Here is a 14,104-nt window from a genome sequence, read left to right as displayed (position 1 = left end):
TAGCACGGTAATGGGCATTGTAATCCGAACCTTCTTGCTTCCCATAAGTTGTAAAATGAGTTGAATCGACATCAATGATAAGATTATCCAACTGATGAAATTGTAAAAAGAGTTGGATTAGTTCAAAATTAAGCTGTCTTAAAGCCTCAACAGTTTCTTCCGTTGCACGTGAAAAGAAACGTGACAGGGTTGATTGAGAGGCTACTTGTTTCGACTCTAGCAGCTGATAGAAATAAGCATCATCTTTCAATTCTTGACAGGCATAGTCTGTATCATGACCCGCTAGAATTTGAAAAATGAGTTGGATAACAATCATTGTGTCTGAGTAAAGAGGGGAATGGCGTTGATCATTAGTGACTAAATATTTGGAAATTAACTCAGCCAGCTTCAAGACCTCAAACAATTCTTTAAAGAGAATCAGTCCGCAATAATTCGTAAGATTTCCTCCCTCAAAAGAAAAATTCTTGTTTTTAGCATTATTATTTGATAGACTGAACATGTGGATTTCCTTTCTTTTTGTTGTTCTATGCACTTATATCATAAAGGGGAAATCCTTTTTTGTCTAGTCGAATGTTTCACCCAATGGGTGAAAAGCAGAACCTTCCAGAAACCCTGTGATCAACACGGTTTCTGGAAGGTTTTTAAGTTAGGTATGAATAATTTGGGTTTAACAATGTCTGAAGATAAAAAATATCAAGTGATCAAGCAAGTAGCTGATGGATACAAGAATAAAAAACGAGCAGCCGTAAAATTAGGAATATCCGTACGCCATGTAAATAGACTTCTTAAAGTCTATCACGAAAAAGGAAAGGCTGGCTTCGTACATGGAAACCGTTCTAAAAAACCAAAACATACCATCCCCATTGCCCGAGTTTATCACTTTAAAAAAGACAAAAGATAGCTAAACCCTTGGGGGACAAGGAGTTTGGCTATCTTTTTTAATTATTTTCGTGTTGTATATGAACCTCTAGCATAATTTCTTAATTCCTCGAACTTCACAACTCCCTTTGTCCAGTCAAGTCCAAGAAGCTTATTTAACTCCTGCATATCCGGACTCTCTTGAAGTCTGTAGTAATCATCTTGTAAACGGGTTGCTTTGGCACTATTCAAGGCCCGAATCATTCTTTCTGGACTCATTGCCCAGTCTGTTCTGTATTGAAGTAACCGAATGAAAATTAGGGCTATAAAACAAATTAAGAAGTGGGCTTCTATGTGTTCCTCCGTCCAGACATAAACTGGTCGACTCTCTAATTCGGTCTTCGTGACTCTAAAGCAATCTTCGATTTTCCCGAGCTGCTTGTAGGAATCAAGAATGGCTTCGTCCGACATCTCTGTCTCACTGGTGACAATCACATTGATTCCATCAAACTGAGCATCAAAATCGACCTGTTCTTGGTCAATTCGAATCAGTGGAGAGAAAGGCTTAATTTCACCTGTTTCCTCATCGACATAGGATAAATCAAGATATTTCTTACCACCCTTCTTACTCGTCTGACGAAAAAGTTCCGCGTTGGTTAATTTACTGGCGTATTCAAGAGCACCGTCTCTACGAATTTGTTCGCGCCTCGCATATTTTTCATTCCAGGTTATCAAAACTTTTTCTTTAACGACTGGAGAGTTCTTGCCTGTACCTAGCCTACGTTCTCGAATATAAGATTTCTTAGCGAATGTGGCTTCCGCATTAAAGTGCCAGTCCTCTGAATTTAAAATCTGTTCTTGGATATCCTTTGGAGCCCCTCTTTTTCCACGATGTTTCTGTGAGAAGAGCCAGCCGTCCCCTTGCTCTAACATGGCAGAAACATTGGTTTTACTATTCATGGCCTTATCCGCTACAACGACAATTCTCTCAATTCCAAATTGTTTTTTCACTTCCTCAACTGCTGGGAGATAGGTGACTGGATTTGTTTGATTTCCCCGAAAGAGCTTGTAGCTAATGGGAATGCCGTTTGTATCCCTAAAGAGACCTAGTTGAACGATTGGCTTAGGTCGATGTTCTTTGCTTGGACCTCGTCTACGCAGGCCAACCTTGAGAACCTCCCCATCTTCAGAGATTTCTTCTTCGTCAGGAATATCGGTTTCAAAATAGTAGTTAGTCACATCGTAAAATACAAGGCGTCCTTCCCGATTGGTTAGGCGACTGATTTCTTGATGAAGATGGAGTTGGATATCCTCCTTAATATCGTTTAACTTATCAAGTAGGCGATAAACTGCATTTAGGTTAATGTCCCAATCTCCAAATAATTCCTCTTGAGATTCAAAAGTCGCTAACTTACTGTCTGGTTTTAAAATCCGTTGGAAGACAAGGAGTTTTAATGTTTTTATCAAATCGAATTTGGCATTTGTTTTTAGCTGCTTCATAAAATTGGGAAGCCGTAACTCTTCAAAAATGTCATCGAATACCATCCAGCCATAAGATTTGTCTGGTTCATTCATGGGAGCAAGTAGATCATAGGTAACTTGGATAGTTTTTTCTGGATTTAAAAGGCCAGCTTTAGCCTCCTTCTTCAGTCGATCCAAGATACCTGGTTCGCTTTCCTCCATTTCATCAAGCAGACCGTATTTATGAAGTATTCTTTGTTTTACTTTCCCGTCCTTACGATATCCTTCAACAAGATAAACGTGAGTCCGACCTTCTTTGTTAGTAGTCGTTTTAATAAAAGCCATATTTCTATTATATCATACACAACCGTATACAACAAGAGTTTTGTGCAAAAAATGTTGCAAAAATCCAGTTCTATCAAGCGGTTGAACTGGATTGCTTACAACACAAAGTGATAAACTCGGGATTATAACACGAAACACAAAAATCCTCCACTGAATAATTTTTGTGTTCAGTGGAGATAACACAGGGCTATTAATACCATCCGTTGGCTAACCAAAATTGATGGGCTTGTACCCAAGAACCATAGCGATTTTTTACATAGTCATCTGCTACCCTCTCCTGGTTTTCTGGAGAAAGGTCTCCATTTAAATAGGAAAGGGTTAGTTGGTACCGACCATAGTAAATTCCATTTTGTGCGGTATAGCTCCCACTAGATTCTTTTTGAGCAATCCACTCCTTGGCTGCTTGCTCATCACTTGACAAGCTTGATGCAGTTGCTGTGGATTGTTCTTGAACTGGTGCTGGTGTTTCTGGCTCAGATGCTGCAACCGGATCTGGTTCAGAACTTGATGGAGCATTCTCAACTTTCGGTGTTTGTGATGCTGATGAAGTAACAGCTGCTGAATCTTCTGGACTCTTGACAGTTTCATTGATAATTTCTTGCTGAGTTTCTGATATCTCTTGGCTTTGAACAACTGCTTGAGAAGTGTTTCCTTGTTCAGAACTTGCTTCTAGCACGACAGCATCTTGCGGTTGATTGACAGTTGTTTCTTCTGATACAATTTGCTCGCTTGCAGCATTCGGAGTCCCTGTTGTTAACTCCAATACTTGACCAATGTGAATCACATTCGGATTTTTAATATTATTTAGCTTTACAATACTGTCAACAGTTGTTTGTCTTTCTGCTGCAATTTTTGATAAGGTATCTCCAGATTTTACAGTATAGGAATCAGCCGACGTAGCGCTTGCAGAAGCGGCTATGAGAAGAGTTGCCAAACCTGTTAGTAGATAATAATTCTTTCGTTTCATGTAAAGTTCCTTTCTTATATGACCTTATTCTATCCCAGTAATATTACGGAAAGATAGCAATATTCGGAGTAGTTTTACAGTTCTGTGAAGGAGATTGGTTAGGTTCTTTACATTCCTAGTCTTTTTCCTTATGGTATACTTATTGTAAAGGAGAATTTATGTTTTTATTTTTTGATTTAGATGGAACCTTAGTTGATAGTGGTCCAGGAATTAAAGCGGCCTTTCGATATGCTTTCACAACTCTGAATCTTCCTGTTCCTCAGGATTCAGAGTTAGACACCCTAATTGGACCACCTCTCGAACGATCCTTTGCCTTCTATCTTCCTGAAGATAAAGTAGAAGAAGCTATTGGCCTATTTCGAAGTTACTATAAAGAAAAGGGAGTTTACCAGGCCACCCCATACCCTGGGATAAAGAAAGCTCTCCAGGCTTTAAAGGAGCAAGGACACTATTTAGCGATTACCACTAGTAAAAATCAACCTATGGCTCAAGTTATGGTCCAACATTTTGGATTCCAATCTTATTTTCAGGAAATTTTTGGAGCACTTCCAGATTCCCACGATAAAATCGATGTCCTCAAACGAGGCTTAGAAGTCGCAGAATCCCCTAAAGAACAAAGTTTTATCATTGGAGATACCCTCTTTGATATGGCAGCTGGCCGTGATTTAGAAATTGGTAGCATCGGAGTTGAATGGGGCTATGGTACCACCGATTCACTAACCGAAAACGGTGCACAAGTTTTACTATCTAAAACACAGGACTTAGCCTCATTTTTTAAATAATACCCGTAACAGTTCAAAATCTGAAAAGACTAGAAGTGGGAAAGAACTCCGTTGATTAGGTTCTTTTTGGAGGTCAAAGAGTCAAGAAATGACTTCTTGAGTTTCTGGATAAGAGAACACGAACTGTTCTCTCAATAAAAGGCGAACAGTTGTTATTTGCTTCGCTCTCCCATCTATTAACTCAAACAGCCTTTTAGCTGTTTAAGCGAATCAACCACTGCGTCAAAGAGTTTTTGCTAAATAAAAGTTCGATACTGATACTTTTTGCCCAGCCTCAGTTATATCCCATTAATACTTAACTAATTTCAAAATCTGAATACTCGCAGAATTTCAAAAAAATGACGAGGAAACTGATGATAACATTCATCAAAGAGGCTTGACAAAGTCAGATTTTGAAATCCAATGAGTATAAGCAAGCGTAGCTAGCCATCAATCCGACAAAGATTGGAGAAGAGGATGAACACAATCAGATTTTAAAATGGTCATAAGTATACGGAAAAACGCCTGAGCCCCAAATCTCTAGGCGTTCTTTTTCTATAATTTGTATATTAATAACCCCAAGCAGCAAGTCCTTGATTGCTATAAGCATTGTAGGCAGCTTGAATTTGATCTTCAACACTGGCTGTTGAACCCCAACCTGGCATGGTTTGGAAAAGTCCACTTGCACCCGAAGCATTAGCTGCATAGATATCTCCGTTTGATTCACGAGCAATAATATTTTCCCATGTTGCAGCTGAAACACCCGTTAATTCTGCCATGCGAGCAGCTGCGTATTGTCCGTGTTCACCAGCAGTATTTCCATTGGCCAGAACAATTGAACCCGCTGCTGTAGTTGAGGAGTTTACTTGAGCAACTGGTAAGCTTGCTGGAGCTGTATAAGTATGATTTTCCGCTGTATCGACCAATGCAGTTACTTGAGTAGTCTCTGTAGAATTGCTTGAAGGATTCGCTTTCAAAAGTTCAACTTCAGTTGCAACTTTTGACTCTGCATTAGTTGCTGTTTCCTCTTGTACTTTTACTTCTCTCTTAGATGATGATTTCACTTGAGAAGATGAAGCTTTGTAAACAGTACTTGAAGATACTGTTTCTTTCTTTTCGATTGTTGAAGATGCTGTTTCTTTACTTCCAGTATAGTTTTCTGCTAGTACAGTCCCTCCGATTACAAGGGCTGATGCAGCTATTAGAATTCCAAAGTTTCTATACTTTTGTTTTTGTTCTTTACGCATTCTTATCTCCTTTTTATCTATCCCTATCATACAAAGTGTTTATTACTCTTTTTTATAGAAAAGGTAACGTTTGTTACAAGGAGATGATATTTACAGCGTTTTTCTGTAATAAATGCTAATTTTTAAGGAAAAACAAAGCCAGAGCTAGACAGAAGAGTAAAAAGATTGACAAGCTATCTGCTGATTTCCAAGTAAGTTTACGATAACTTGTACGGTCAGCACCAACCTGATAACCACGTGCCTCCATGGCAGTCGCCAAAGCATCCGCCCGTTTAAAGCTCGAAGCAAAGAGAGGAATTAAGATCGGAATAAATGATTTAGCCTTTTCAAGAAGATTTCCCTCCCCAAAGTCAACACCACGCGCTCTCTGTGCGTTCATAACCTTTACAGTATCATCCATCAACGTAGGAATAAATCGTAAACTCATTGACAACATTAAACCAACTTCTTGTACCGGAAAACGAACCACTTTTAAGGGTTTCAGTAAGGATTCGATCGCTCTCGCCAAGGTAAGGGGCATTGTTGTCAAGGTTAAGACTGTAGACCACAATACAATTGTCAAGAACCGAATAAAAATAATCGCAGCCTGAATCAATCCTTTGTCAGTTATTGTCAACCATCCCCATTGAAGTAGGGGGGCGCCAGAGTTTAGAGTAAATAGTTGGAAAGAAATTGTAAATATAATCAGAAACCACATAGGTTTCAAGCCGTCCCAATAAACTTTCAAAGGTAAACCTGATAATAATAAAAGACAAGCCGTCACTAACAAAACAAGAACATTTGTAACAAAATTGTTAGCCCAGAAAATCATCAGAACAAAGGCAAACATTCCCAAAAGTTTAGCCCTTGGATCTAGACGGTGAATAAAGGAGGAGCCTGGAATATACCGACCTAGAATCAACTTATCCATGGAAAACCTCCTTAAATTCCTTCAAAGTTGTTGGCAACCGATCAAAAGGGTATCCACGTTCTCTCAATGCTAAGGCAAAGCGAGTAATTTTGGGAAGACCTAAGTGTAGCCTTTCCATCCTTTCCACATCTTGAAATAATTCACTAGGAACCCCTTGAGCTTCCAATCGCCCCTTTGAAAGAAGATACACATAGTCGGCATAATTAGCCACGTCATCCATCAGGTGAGTCACCAAGATTATTCCAATTCCCTGGGCATGCAAATCAGAAAACAACTGCATAAATTCTTTACGTCCTGCTGGATCAAGTCCTGCTGTCGGCTCATCTAGAACCAAAATTTCAGGCTCCATGGCTAAAATCCCTGCCAAGGCGACACGACGCATTTGACCACCAGAAAGCTCAAAGGGACTTCGTTCAAAGAACTCAGGCTGAATGCCAACCATTGATAACTTTTCTCTAGCAATTCGATCAGCTTCCTCCTGGGATATACCAAAATTTTGTGGACCAAAAGCAACATCTTTTAACACAGTTTCTTCAAACAATTGGCTTTCAGGAAATTGGAAAACCAATCCGATTTTTTTCCGAACCTGCTTAATATCCTTCTGTTTACGACCGGCTTCCAAAATCAATGTGCCCACTTGTAAGTGACCTTTAGTTGGGAGTAACAAACCATTTAACAATTGTAGAAGCGTTGACTTACCACTTCCAGTGTGCCCAATGATTGCAGTGTATTGATCCTCAACAATGTCTAAATCAATATCAAATAAAGCTGGTCCTTCAAAAGGTGTCCCTGCTTGGTAACTATAACTTACGTTGGAAACTCTAATTCCCATAGATAATCCTGCAATTCTTTTTCTGATAAATATGTCGGGCTATTTGGCCCCAAATCCAGCTCTTTTAGAAGTTGACTGGAAAAAGGGACATCTAAACCCAGTGCTTCTAAACCTGGACGTTGAAAGAGTTCTCCTGGTGTCTGGATAGATTCCACCTGTCCGTTTTTCATCACCAAGACTCGGTCACTAAGTGTCACCTCTTCTAAGTCGTGGGTAACAGAAACTATCGTTAAATCCTCTTGCTTCCGAATATGAGAAATAGTCTCCATTAATTCCTGGCGACCTTCTGGATCTAACATGCTAGTGACCTCATCGAGGAGGATAATTTCGGGTTGTAGGGCCAGTACACCTGCAATGGCAACACGCTGCTTCTGTCCTCCGGATAGTCGTGCAGGTTCCCGTTCACGAAACTCCCACATATTCACGGCTTTCAGGGCTGCTTCTACACGATTTTGCATTTCTTCTCTTGGAACTTGATTATTTTCCAAGGCGAAAGCTACGTCATCCTCTACAGTTGCTCCTACAAACTGATTATCTGGATTTTGAAAAACAATACCTACTTGCTGTCTTTTTTCCCAAATGTTTTCTGCTGTCAGAGGTTCTCCATTTATGATAATTTGGCCTTCATCTGCTTCTAGAAGTCCATCTATCAGTCGTACAAGGGTGGATTTGCCACTCCCATTATGTCCGACAATCGACATCCATTCTCCTTGTTTCACGTGAAACTCAACCTGATTCAGGGTAGGGTGTTCATTGTCTTTTTGGTAACGGAAGCTGAGTTTACGAACTTCGATTTTCTTTTTTTTCATTTAAATGTATCCTTAAACAAGAAGGACGCGCCTTTGAAGTAGTCGTATCCAGAGTAAAGCGTAAAGAATAAAGCGATATAGAGTGTTATGTCAGCTAATAGGTGAAAATGGAGAAGATAGAAAATAATGGCAAACATTTGAGAGAAGGTTTTAATTTTCCCTGGCATGGCTGCGGCCAAAACAGTCCCCCCTTGTTCAACAAGGAGTAGGCGCAAGCCCGTTACGGCTAATTCACGGCAGACAATCAGAGCCACAATCCAGGCAGGAATGAAATCTAGACCTACTAACAAGATAAAGGCAGACATTACCAGTAATTTATCCGCCATTGGGTCTGCGAACTTCCCAAAATTTGAAACAACTTGCCACTTTCTGGCCAAATAACCATCTAAGTAGTCAGTGAAACTGGCCACTGCAAAAATAAGAGCCGCTAGCCAGTGCAGGTCTGACCGATCTGGCAAACTAAGTAAAAGAATAAATAGAGGGATCATGGCGATCCGTATCAAGGTAAGTAAATTAGGGATATTTTCTTTTTTCATTGCTATCTCTCTATTCTAAGCTGTCATTCTCAAGACTAGCTTCGGTGACGTTAGTCTCTTGCTCTACTGTGTTGCCACTATTTTCACTTGACGAAGTCATCTGTGAACTGGTGCGCAATACCAGAGTAATCGGCTCTGCAGGAAGATCGTCAAGTGGCACTTTTTGCCCATTTAAGGTCATTTCAACCGCAGTGGGATTACCTAATCCAATATAGAATTCATAGTTTGTTACCAACTCTGCTTCAAAGCTTGGATTGGCATTGTTCAAAGTCACACCGTTTGCCACTTCCGTTTCAGAGACCGAAATCCAAGAACTGCCATTCCGAAGTCGACTCAATTTTAAATCGATAGGCTTATTAACACCAGAGGCTGTTACATAGGTAATACCATCGTAAGTAGACACGCTAATTGTTAAGTCCTCATCTTGTTCTTCAGACTGATTCGTTCCTTCCTCTGATTGACTGGAACTGGAACTGGAGCTGGTAATCGGTGTTTCTGAGACATGGTTAGTAGAGTAATTCCAAACAAAGTACCCTACTGACCCAAGAATTCCCAGTGATATGAGTACAAAATAAAAGACGGGTAGATAAGATTTTATTTTACGGCGTTCGATGCGAGTGGTTCGTCCCTTATCTTCATCAACTTCAATTTCATCGTAAGCCACCATAGAGCCATTTTCATAAGCTGCCAATAGAATTTTATCGTCGAGCCCTAATTCCCAGGCATACTTTTTAATAAAGGAGCGGGCATAGAAGGGACTGGGCATCTGGTCAAAGTCATTTTTTTCTAAAGCTTCCAAATATTCTAATTGAATGTCCGTAGCTTTCTGGATTTGACTTAATTTTTTTCCCTGATGAATTCGCTCTAATCGCAGCACTTCACCAATAGTAACTTTTCTCATATCAAGGTCCTTCTCTTTCTAGGTATAATTCGGTAATACAGTGAAATCCATCATGTCACAGTTCTCAATAAATTCACGTCCAACTTCGAGAACATCAACTAGATGAAGGGAGGGAAGAATGGCAGGAAGGTCAAAAAGATTCACCCCCTCCTTTCCTACCATATAATTAGTAAGGATAAAATCATAGTTATCCAACTGTCTGATGAAGTCTCCATACATTTCATTTTTCAACAAATCCAAATGATCTTCAGATAGGTCACGAGATTGTTGAAACCTTCTAACAATAGTTCGCAATTGATGAGACAACGAAACAGGTTCATCCGTATCCAGGAAAAACAATACATGGTGATAGGCTTCCTGGACCTCAACTTCTAATTGAAAGGAATAATCAATCTTTCCCAAATCCAATAGATCCTGATAGCGTTGGGATGTCCATCCTAACAACATGGAAAAAAAGAGTTGTAACTTAATCTTATAAACAAATACATCTTGTCCTTGTAAAGATTGACTTCCTCGTAAACCAATCGCCAATTTTGCTTTTGAAATATCCATTCGAATAGACTGACCTGTAATAACAGATTCACGCTTTATTGGAAGACGAGGAGGAAGAAGATCCGTCGGATTTGTCAATTTCGAAACAGACACTTCTAAATTCTCAACGATAAATTCAGGTTGAAAATCTCCAATTAAAAACAGATCCATGTTGTCAGCTCTGTAATAAGTGTTGTAAGCCTTTTGTAAATCCATTAACTGAATACGAGCTAGGGAATCTTCAGTCCCCACAATCTCTTGAGCCAAAGCCGTCTTAGGATACATCCTTGCTAAAGTTTCTGTAAACAAGACTTGATCAGGATCTGATTTGTACATTTCCAACTCCTGGCGGATAATGTCTCTCTCTTTATTAACAGCATCTTCACTCGTTGTAAAAGAGGATAGCATGTCAATTAACAATCGTGAATTCTCAATAATCTCTTGACTAGAAGAAAAAGTGTAGCCTGTGTAACCGTACCCTGTAAATGCATTACTATCCGTTGCAGACTCTGTAAACTTAAGTAAAAAATCATCCCCACTATCGGTTTCAAATATCTTGTGTTCTAAAAAATGAGCGATTCCAGATAAGCTTTGCGCTTGATTATCTAAACTTCCAAAGTTGACAGTTAGTAACCCAGCATGTTCCTTGAAATCTTTTTTGGGGAGCATTCGTAGTGTAAAGCCATTGGAAAAACGATAGGTAAACAAGCTTTCATCAATACTGGAAAAACGTTTTTCTTCTATTGCTTTCATAGATTACTCCCTTCCAAAAATGTCATGGATTGAAGCTGAAGACTTCTAGCCACAGCTTGGATTTCTTTTGTCGTCACAGCTTCGATAGCTTTTTTGAATGATCCATCAATCGAATAAGCAGCTCCAAACATCGACGTCTGATACATACGCTCCACTGAAGCCATCGGTGAATCTTCAATTTGAGTCATCAAATTCAGGAGCATTTTTTTACTCATAGATACCTGCTCCTCGCTGATTATTCCACGCCGTAACCGATTCACCTCTTGTCGAATTAGTTTGAAAATCTGATTCCGCTTTGATTTTTCAAAACCGATATACATCCTGAAGAGATGAGAGAATATATGGAGTTGGCTTCCGACCGTATAGGCTAGACCTTCTTCTTCTCGGATTTTTCGGAATAAAAAAGAATGAGGGAATTGTCCTAATAGCGCATTTAACAAAACCAAAGCAGGATAACTACTTTCATCACGAAAAACAGGGGTATGGTAAGCTAGATCCAAAACAGATTGTTGACCCAAGGCTTTTTGGAAATTTTCTCGAACTATACTGTTCTCTGGTTGATAATGTTGCAGATTTACCAGATCTTTCCTTGGTTCAAATCTCCAGGTTTGGATTCGATCTCGAACAGCAGATTCTGAAAACTCTCCAAAGAATAGGAAATCAATCCGGTCATATTGTAACATCCGTTGAAATTCTCGATAAACTGACTGGGCAGTTTCAGAATTTAGCAAATCCTTGGTCCCGTATTGGCTAAGAGACCAGTCGGGATGGTTTCCATAAAAACTCTTGATTGATTCAGCTTTAGCTAAGCTAAAATCGTTCTCCCTTTCCTTTTCAACCAAATCCATTAAATTCTGTTGTTCCGTAAGAAAGAGGCTCTCATTGAATCCCTCATCCTCGACCAAAGGTTGGAAAAGAACAGAGTGGATCAATTCAAAGATATTTTCTAATAAAAACTGCTTCTTACTTAAATAACGATCTTTCACAAATAGTAAATCAATGTCAACTATATGTAAATTCCCAATTGTGTGAATCGAAGTTGACAACTCAGCCCCATATAGAGAAGCCAAATGCCTTTGTAAATCCTTCAAGCGTGGATAAGTTTTATTGGCTGTTTCTAAAATGGAGGCGACGATAGCCCTCGCTGAAACAGAATAGCGTGACAGAGAGGAGGTAAAGCGAATCTTGATAACATTGCTTTTAAATTTTTGACTATTTGTGACATGTAAATGTACACCGTCAACTAGTTTCATATTCACCTCGAAATTTAATCTATATAGGATTTCATTATACCACTAATCCCAATAAAAACATACTTTCCACACCGGAAAGCAAGAATAGATTGAGTATGCTATAATAGCCCCAGAGGTATATTATGGACTACAAATTATTTGATGAATTTATTACATTACAAGCCCTTTTAAAAGACTTAGGAATTATCCATAGTGGGGGTGCTGTGAAGGCTTTTTTAGCTGAAAATCAAGTATTTCTAAATGGAAATGAAGAAAGCCGACGAGGTAAAAAACTCTACCTACAAGATCAGATTCAAATTCCCAATTTAGAAATAAAAATTCAGTTAGTGACTCCTAACCAAGAAGAGATTTTAGAACACCGCGAAGCTCTTGCAGAAAAAGAACGTGTTGCTAAACTTGTCAAGGAATTAAATAAAAAACAAACTTCACATAAAGAAAAATCAAAAAGGAAACCTATTCGGTTTCCTGGTAGGTAATCATGTGGTTAAAAGAACTGGAAATCCATCAATTCCGAAATTACACAGATGTAAAACTTCAATTTACACCTGGACTTACAGTCTTTCTGGGTCAAAATGCCCAAGGAAAAACAAACCTTCTAGAGGCCATCTACTTTTTGGCCCTCACTAGAAGTCACCGGACACGACTTGACAAAGAATTGACACAATTCGATACCGATAATTTTCGTTTGCAGGGACTTTTATCAAAATTGACAGGAACCCTTCCTCTGGAAATAACTTGGACAAGCAAGGGACGAATGACCAAAGTCAATCACCTAAAACAAGCTAAACTGTCCAATTACATCGGACATATGAATGTTGTCCTCTTTGCTCCTGAGGATCTACAACTGGTTAAAGGCTCACCCTCATTGAGAAGGAAGTTTATAGACATGGATTTGGGACAAATTAAACCCACTTATCTAGCAGAACTTTCTCAATACCAACATATCTTAAAACAGCGCAATACTTACCTGAAATCCGGACAGTCTATGGACAGCAACTACCTTGACGTCCTTGATGAACAACTAGCACAATACGGAGCTAGAGTCATCCAACATCGACTTCAGTTTTTATCTAATTTAGAAGCTGTTGCTAGAACTCAACAAGAACATCTATCCCATGATCGAGAATTTTTAACAATTCAATATGAAAGCTCTATCGATTTACAGTCAGATTTACAATATCTTGTCAAAAACTTGATTGATGCCTTGCAAGAAAAAAGACAAAAGGATATCAAAAAGAGAACCACCAGTGTTGGTCCGCATCGAGACGATGTTCGTTTTTTTCTCAATGAAATGGATGCTAAGTTTGGAAGTCAGGGCCAGCAAAGAAGTTTGATTCTATCACTGAAATTAGCAGAAATTCAACTTATCAAAGATGTTACCAGAGAGAGTCCGATTCTCTTGTTGGATGATGTTATGAGTGAATTGGATAATCAGAGGCAGACACGCCTACTAGAAGCAATTAGTGGAGATATCCAGACATTCTTGACAACAACTTCACTTGATCATTTACAGGATTTACAAGTTGATTTACAGATTTATAATATTCATAATAGCACAATTAAGCCAGAATAATACCCCAACACTGCCAAGTAATATTTATAAATCTACGGTCAATTGTTGCTTTCTCTATAAATGTTAGTGGTTGTCGAACAAGACCTTAAAAAAACAGGCTAGATTACCAATGTCATTAAGTTAAGACCTAGAACCTAAAATAAGACCGGTTTTGAAAGTCCAAATCTACATAGGAGTTTCGAAAGTGGTCTTTTTGTGCATGCCAAATAAGGGTTTTTTAAGCCTTTTATAGTCTTTTATATTATAAACTGTATGTGATATACTATTTTTATGGCATACGGAATTGATTTTAGAAAACGTGTCCTTGAATATGTTAAAGAGGGACATACACGTAAAGAAACAGCAGCTTTATTTAATATTAGCACCA

At 38.9% G+C, this 14,104-nt stretch carries 15 protein-coding genes; 4 read left to right on the top strand and 11 right to left on the bottom strand.

Annotated features, from left to right (window positions below):
- On the bottom strand, positions 1-499 hold a 499-nt coding region (locus I1A59_RS08020; protein WP_196092259.1), incomplete at its 3' end, for a transposase.
- A gap of 153 nt (positions 500-652) precedes the next feature.
- On the opposite strand from I1A59_RS08020, the gene I1A59_RS08015 reads away from it, so the two are divergent.
- A complete protein-coding gene (locus I1A59_RS08015; RefSeq protein ID WP_196092258.1) occupies positions 653-901 on the top strand; it encodes a helix-turn-helix domain-containing protein in 249 nt (82 codons plus the stop codon).
- A gap of 41 nt (positions 902-942) precedes the next feature.
- On the opposite strand, the gene I1A59_RS08010 is transcribed toward I1A59_RS08015, so the two are convergent.
- Together I1A59_RS08010 and I1A59_RS08005 are read right to left on the bottom strand one after the other, a co-directional pair.
- Positions 943-2,664: an IS1634 family transposase gene (locus tag I1A59_RS08010; protein WP_196092257.1), complete on the bottom strand. Its 1,722-nt coding sequence runs from the start codon at positions 2,662-2,664 to the stop codon at positions 943-945.
- A 190-nt stretch (positions 2,665-2,854) separates the two neighbouring features.
- Positions 2,855-3,631 (bottom strand): LysM peptidoglycan-binding domain-containing protein, encoded by a 777-nt coding sequence (locus I1A59_RS08005; RefSeq protein ID WP_196092256.1) that lies wholly within the window; start codon positions 3,629-3,631, stop codon positions 2,855-2,857.
- A gap of 158 nt (positions 3,632-3,789) precedes the next feature.
- On the opposite strand from I1A59_RS08005, the gene I1A59_RS08000 reads away from it, so the two are divergent.
- The gene (locus I1A59_RS08000; RefSeq protein ID WP_196092255.1) at positions 3,790-4,413 is read left to right on the top strand and encodes an HAD hydrolase-like protein; all 624 of its coding nucleotides are present in this window, start codon (positions 3,790-3,792) and stop codon (positions 4,411-4,413) included.
- A 548-nt stretch (positions 4,414-4,961) separates the two neighbouring features.
- Here the strand turns inward: I1A59_RS08000 and I1A59_RS07995 are convergent.
- From I1A59_RS07995 to I1A59_RS07960, 8 genes are all read right to left on the bottom strand, one after another.
- Positions 4,962-5,639, bottom strand: coding sequence for a peptidoglycan-binding protein (locus I1A59_RS07995; RefSeq protein ID WP_196092254.1), 678 nt, complete (start codon positions 5,637-5,639; stop codon positions 4,962-4,964).
- 115 nt (positions 5,640-5,754) lie between these two features.
- On the bottom strand, positions 5,755-6,549 hold the full coding sequence (locus tag I1A59_RS07990; protein ID WP_196092253.1) for an energy-coupling factor transporter transmembrane protein EcfT: 795 nt from the start codon (positions 6,547-6,549) through the stop codon (positions 5,755-5,757).
- Positions 6,542-7,381, bottom strand: coding sequence for an energy-coupling factor transporter ATPase (locus I1A59_RS07985; RefSeq protein ID WP_196092252.1), 840 nt, complete (start codon positions 7,379-7,381; stop codon positions 6,542-6,544). Before I1A59_RS07985 ends, I1A59_RS07990 begins: the two co-directional genes overlap by 8 nt.
- On the bottom strand, positions 7,357-8,190 hold the full coding sequence (locus tag I1A59_RS07980; RefSeq protein WP_196092251.1) for an energy-coupling factor transporter ATPase: 834 nt from the start codon (positions 8,188-8,190) through the stop codon (positions 7,357-7,359). The genes I1A59_RS07985 and I1A59_RS07980 overlap by 25 nt, the downstream gene beginning before the upstream one ends.
- Positions 8,187-8,726, bottom strand: a complete 540-nt coding sequence (gene pgsA, locus I1A59_RS07975; RefSeq protein WP_196092250.1) for a CDP-diacylglycerol--glycerol-3-phosphate 3-phosphatidyltransferase — start codon at positions 8,724-8,726, stop codon at positions 8,187-8,189. The genes I1A59_RS07980 and pgsA overlap by 4 nt, the downstream gene beginning before the upstream one ends.
- Positions 8,727-8,736: 10 nt before the next feature.
- A complete protein-coding gene (locus tag I1A59_RS07970; protein ID WP_196092249.1) occupies positions 8,737-9,627 on the bottom strand; it encodes a helix-turn-helix domain-containing protein in 891 nt (296 codons plus the stop codon).
- Positions 9,628-9,645: 18 nt separating this feature from the next.
- A complete protein-coding gene (locus I1A59_RS07965) occupies positions 9,646-10,911 on the bottom strand; it encodes a pitrilysin family protein (protein ID WP_196092248.1) in 1,266 nt (421 codons plus the stop codon).
- The gene (locus I1A59_RS07960; protein ID WP_196092247.1) at positions 10,908-12,164 is read right to left on the bottom strand and encodes a pitrilysin family protein; all 1,257 of its coding nucleotides are present in this window, start codon (positions 12,162-12,164) and stop codon (positions 10,908-10,910) included. The genes I1A59_RS07965 and I1A59_RS07960 overlap by 4 nt, the downstream gene beginning before the upstream one ends.
- 122 nt (positions 12,165-12,286) lie before the next feature.
- Here I1A59_RS07960 and yaaA point away from each other — a divergent pair, with 122 nt between their 5' ends.
- Both yaaA and recF read left to right on the top strand, forming a co-directional pair.
- Positions 12,287-12,640, top strand: a complete 354-nt coding sequence (gene yaaA, locus I1A59_RS07955; RefSeq protein ID WP_196092246.1) for a S4 domain-containing protein YaaA — start codon at positions 12,287-12,289, stop codon at positions 12,638-12,640.
- A 2-nt stretch (positions 12,641-12,642) separates the two neighbouring features.
- Positions 12,643-13,737 carry a DNA replication/repair protein RecF gene (recF, locus tag I1A59_RS07950; protein ID WP_196092245.1) on the top strand — a complete coding sequence of 365 codons (1,095 nt, stop codon included), beginning with the start codon at positions 12,643-12,645 and terminating at the stop codon, positions 13,735-13,737.
- The last annotated feature ends 367 nt before the right edge of the window (positions 13,738-14,104 follow it).

This window comes from Streptococcus sp. NLN76, assembly GCF_015686645.1.
Taxonomy (GTDB): domain Bacteria; phylum Bacillota; class Bacilli; order Lactobacillales; family Streptococcaceae; genus Streptococcus.
This window is presented reverse-complemented; position numbering and strand designations above follow the sequence as displayed.

What these genes read in the sequence shown, in the direction of transcription:
- I1A59_RS08015 (WP_196092258.1), top strand. Translation starts at nt 653, where the DNA reads ATGAATAATTTGGGTTTAACAATGTCTGAAGATAAAAAATATCAAGTG.
- I1A59_RS08010 (WP_196092257.1), bottom strand. Translation starts at nt 2,664, where the DNA reads ATGGCTTTTATTAAAACGACTACTAACAAAGAAGGTCGGACTCACGTT.
- I1A59_RS08005 (WP_196092256.1), bottom strand. Translation starts at nt 3,631, where the DNA reads ATGAAACGAAAGAATTATTATCTACTAACAGGTTTGGCAACTCTTCTC.
- I1A59_RS08000 (WP_196092255.1), top strand. Translation starts at nt 3,790, where the DNA reads ATGTTTTTATTTTTTGATTTAGATGGAACCTTAGTTGATAGTGGTCCA.
- I1A59_RS07995 (WP_196092254.1), bottom strand. Translation starts at nt 5,639, where the DNA reads ATGCGTAAAGAACAAAAACAAAAGTATAGAAACTTTGGAATTCTAATA.
- I1A59_RS07990 (WP_196092253.1), bottom strand. Translation starts at nt 6,549, where the DNA reads ATGGATAAGTTGATTCTAGGTCGGTATATTCCAGGCTCCTCCTTTATT.
- I1A59_RS07985 (WP_196092252.1), bottom strand. Translation starts at nt 7,381, where the DNA reads ATGGGAATTAGAGTTTCCAACGTAAGTTATAGTTACCAAGCAGGGACA.
- I1A59_RS07980 (WP_196092251.1), bottom strand. Translation starts at nt 8,190, where the DNA reads ATGAAAAAAAAGAAAATCGAAGTTCGTAAACTCAGCTTCCGTTACCAA.
- pgsA (WP_196092250.1), bottom strand. Translation starts at nt 8,726, where the DNA reads ATGAAAAAAGAAAATATCCCTAATTTACTTACCTTGATACGGATCGCC.
- I1A59_RS07970 (WP_196092249.1), bottom strand. Translation starts at nt 9,627, where the DNA reads ATGAGAAAAGTTACTATTGGTGAAGTGCTGCGATTAGAGCGAATTCAT.
- I1A59_RS07965 (WP_196092248.1), bottom strand. Translation starts at nt 10,911, where the DNA reads ATGAAAGCAATAGAAGAAAAACGTTTTTCCAGTATTGATGAAAGCTTG.
- I1A59_RS07960 (WP_196092247.1), bottom strand. Translation starts at nt 12,164, where the DNA reads ATGAAACTAGTTGACGGTGTACATTTACATGTCACAAATAGTCAAAAA.
- yaaA (WP_196092246.1), top strand. Translation starts at nt 12,287, where the DNA reads ATGGACTACAAATTATTTGATGAATTTATTACATTACAAGCCCTTTTA.
- recF (WP_196092245.1), top strand. Translation starts at nt 12,643, where the DNA reads ATGTGGTTAAAAGAACTGGAAATCCATCAATTCCGAAATTACACAGAT.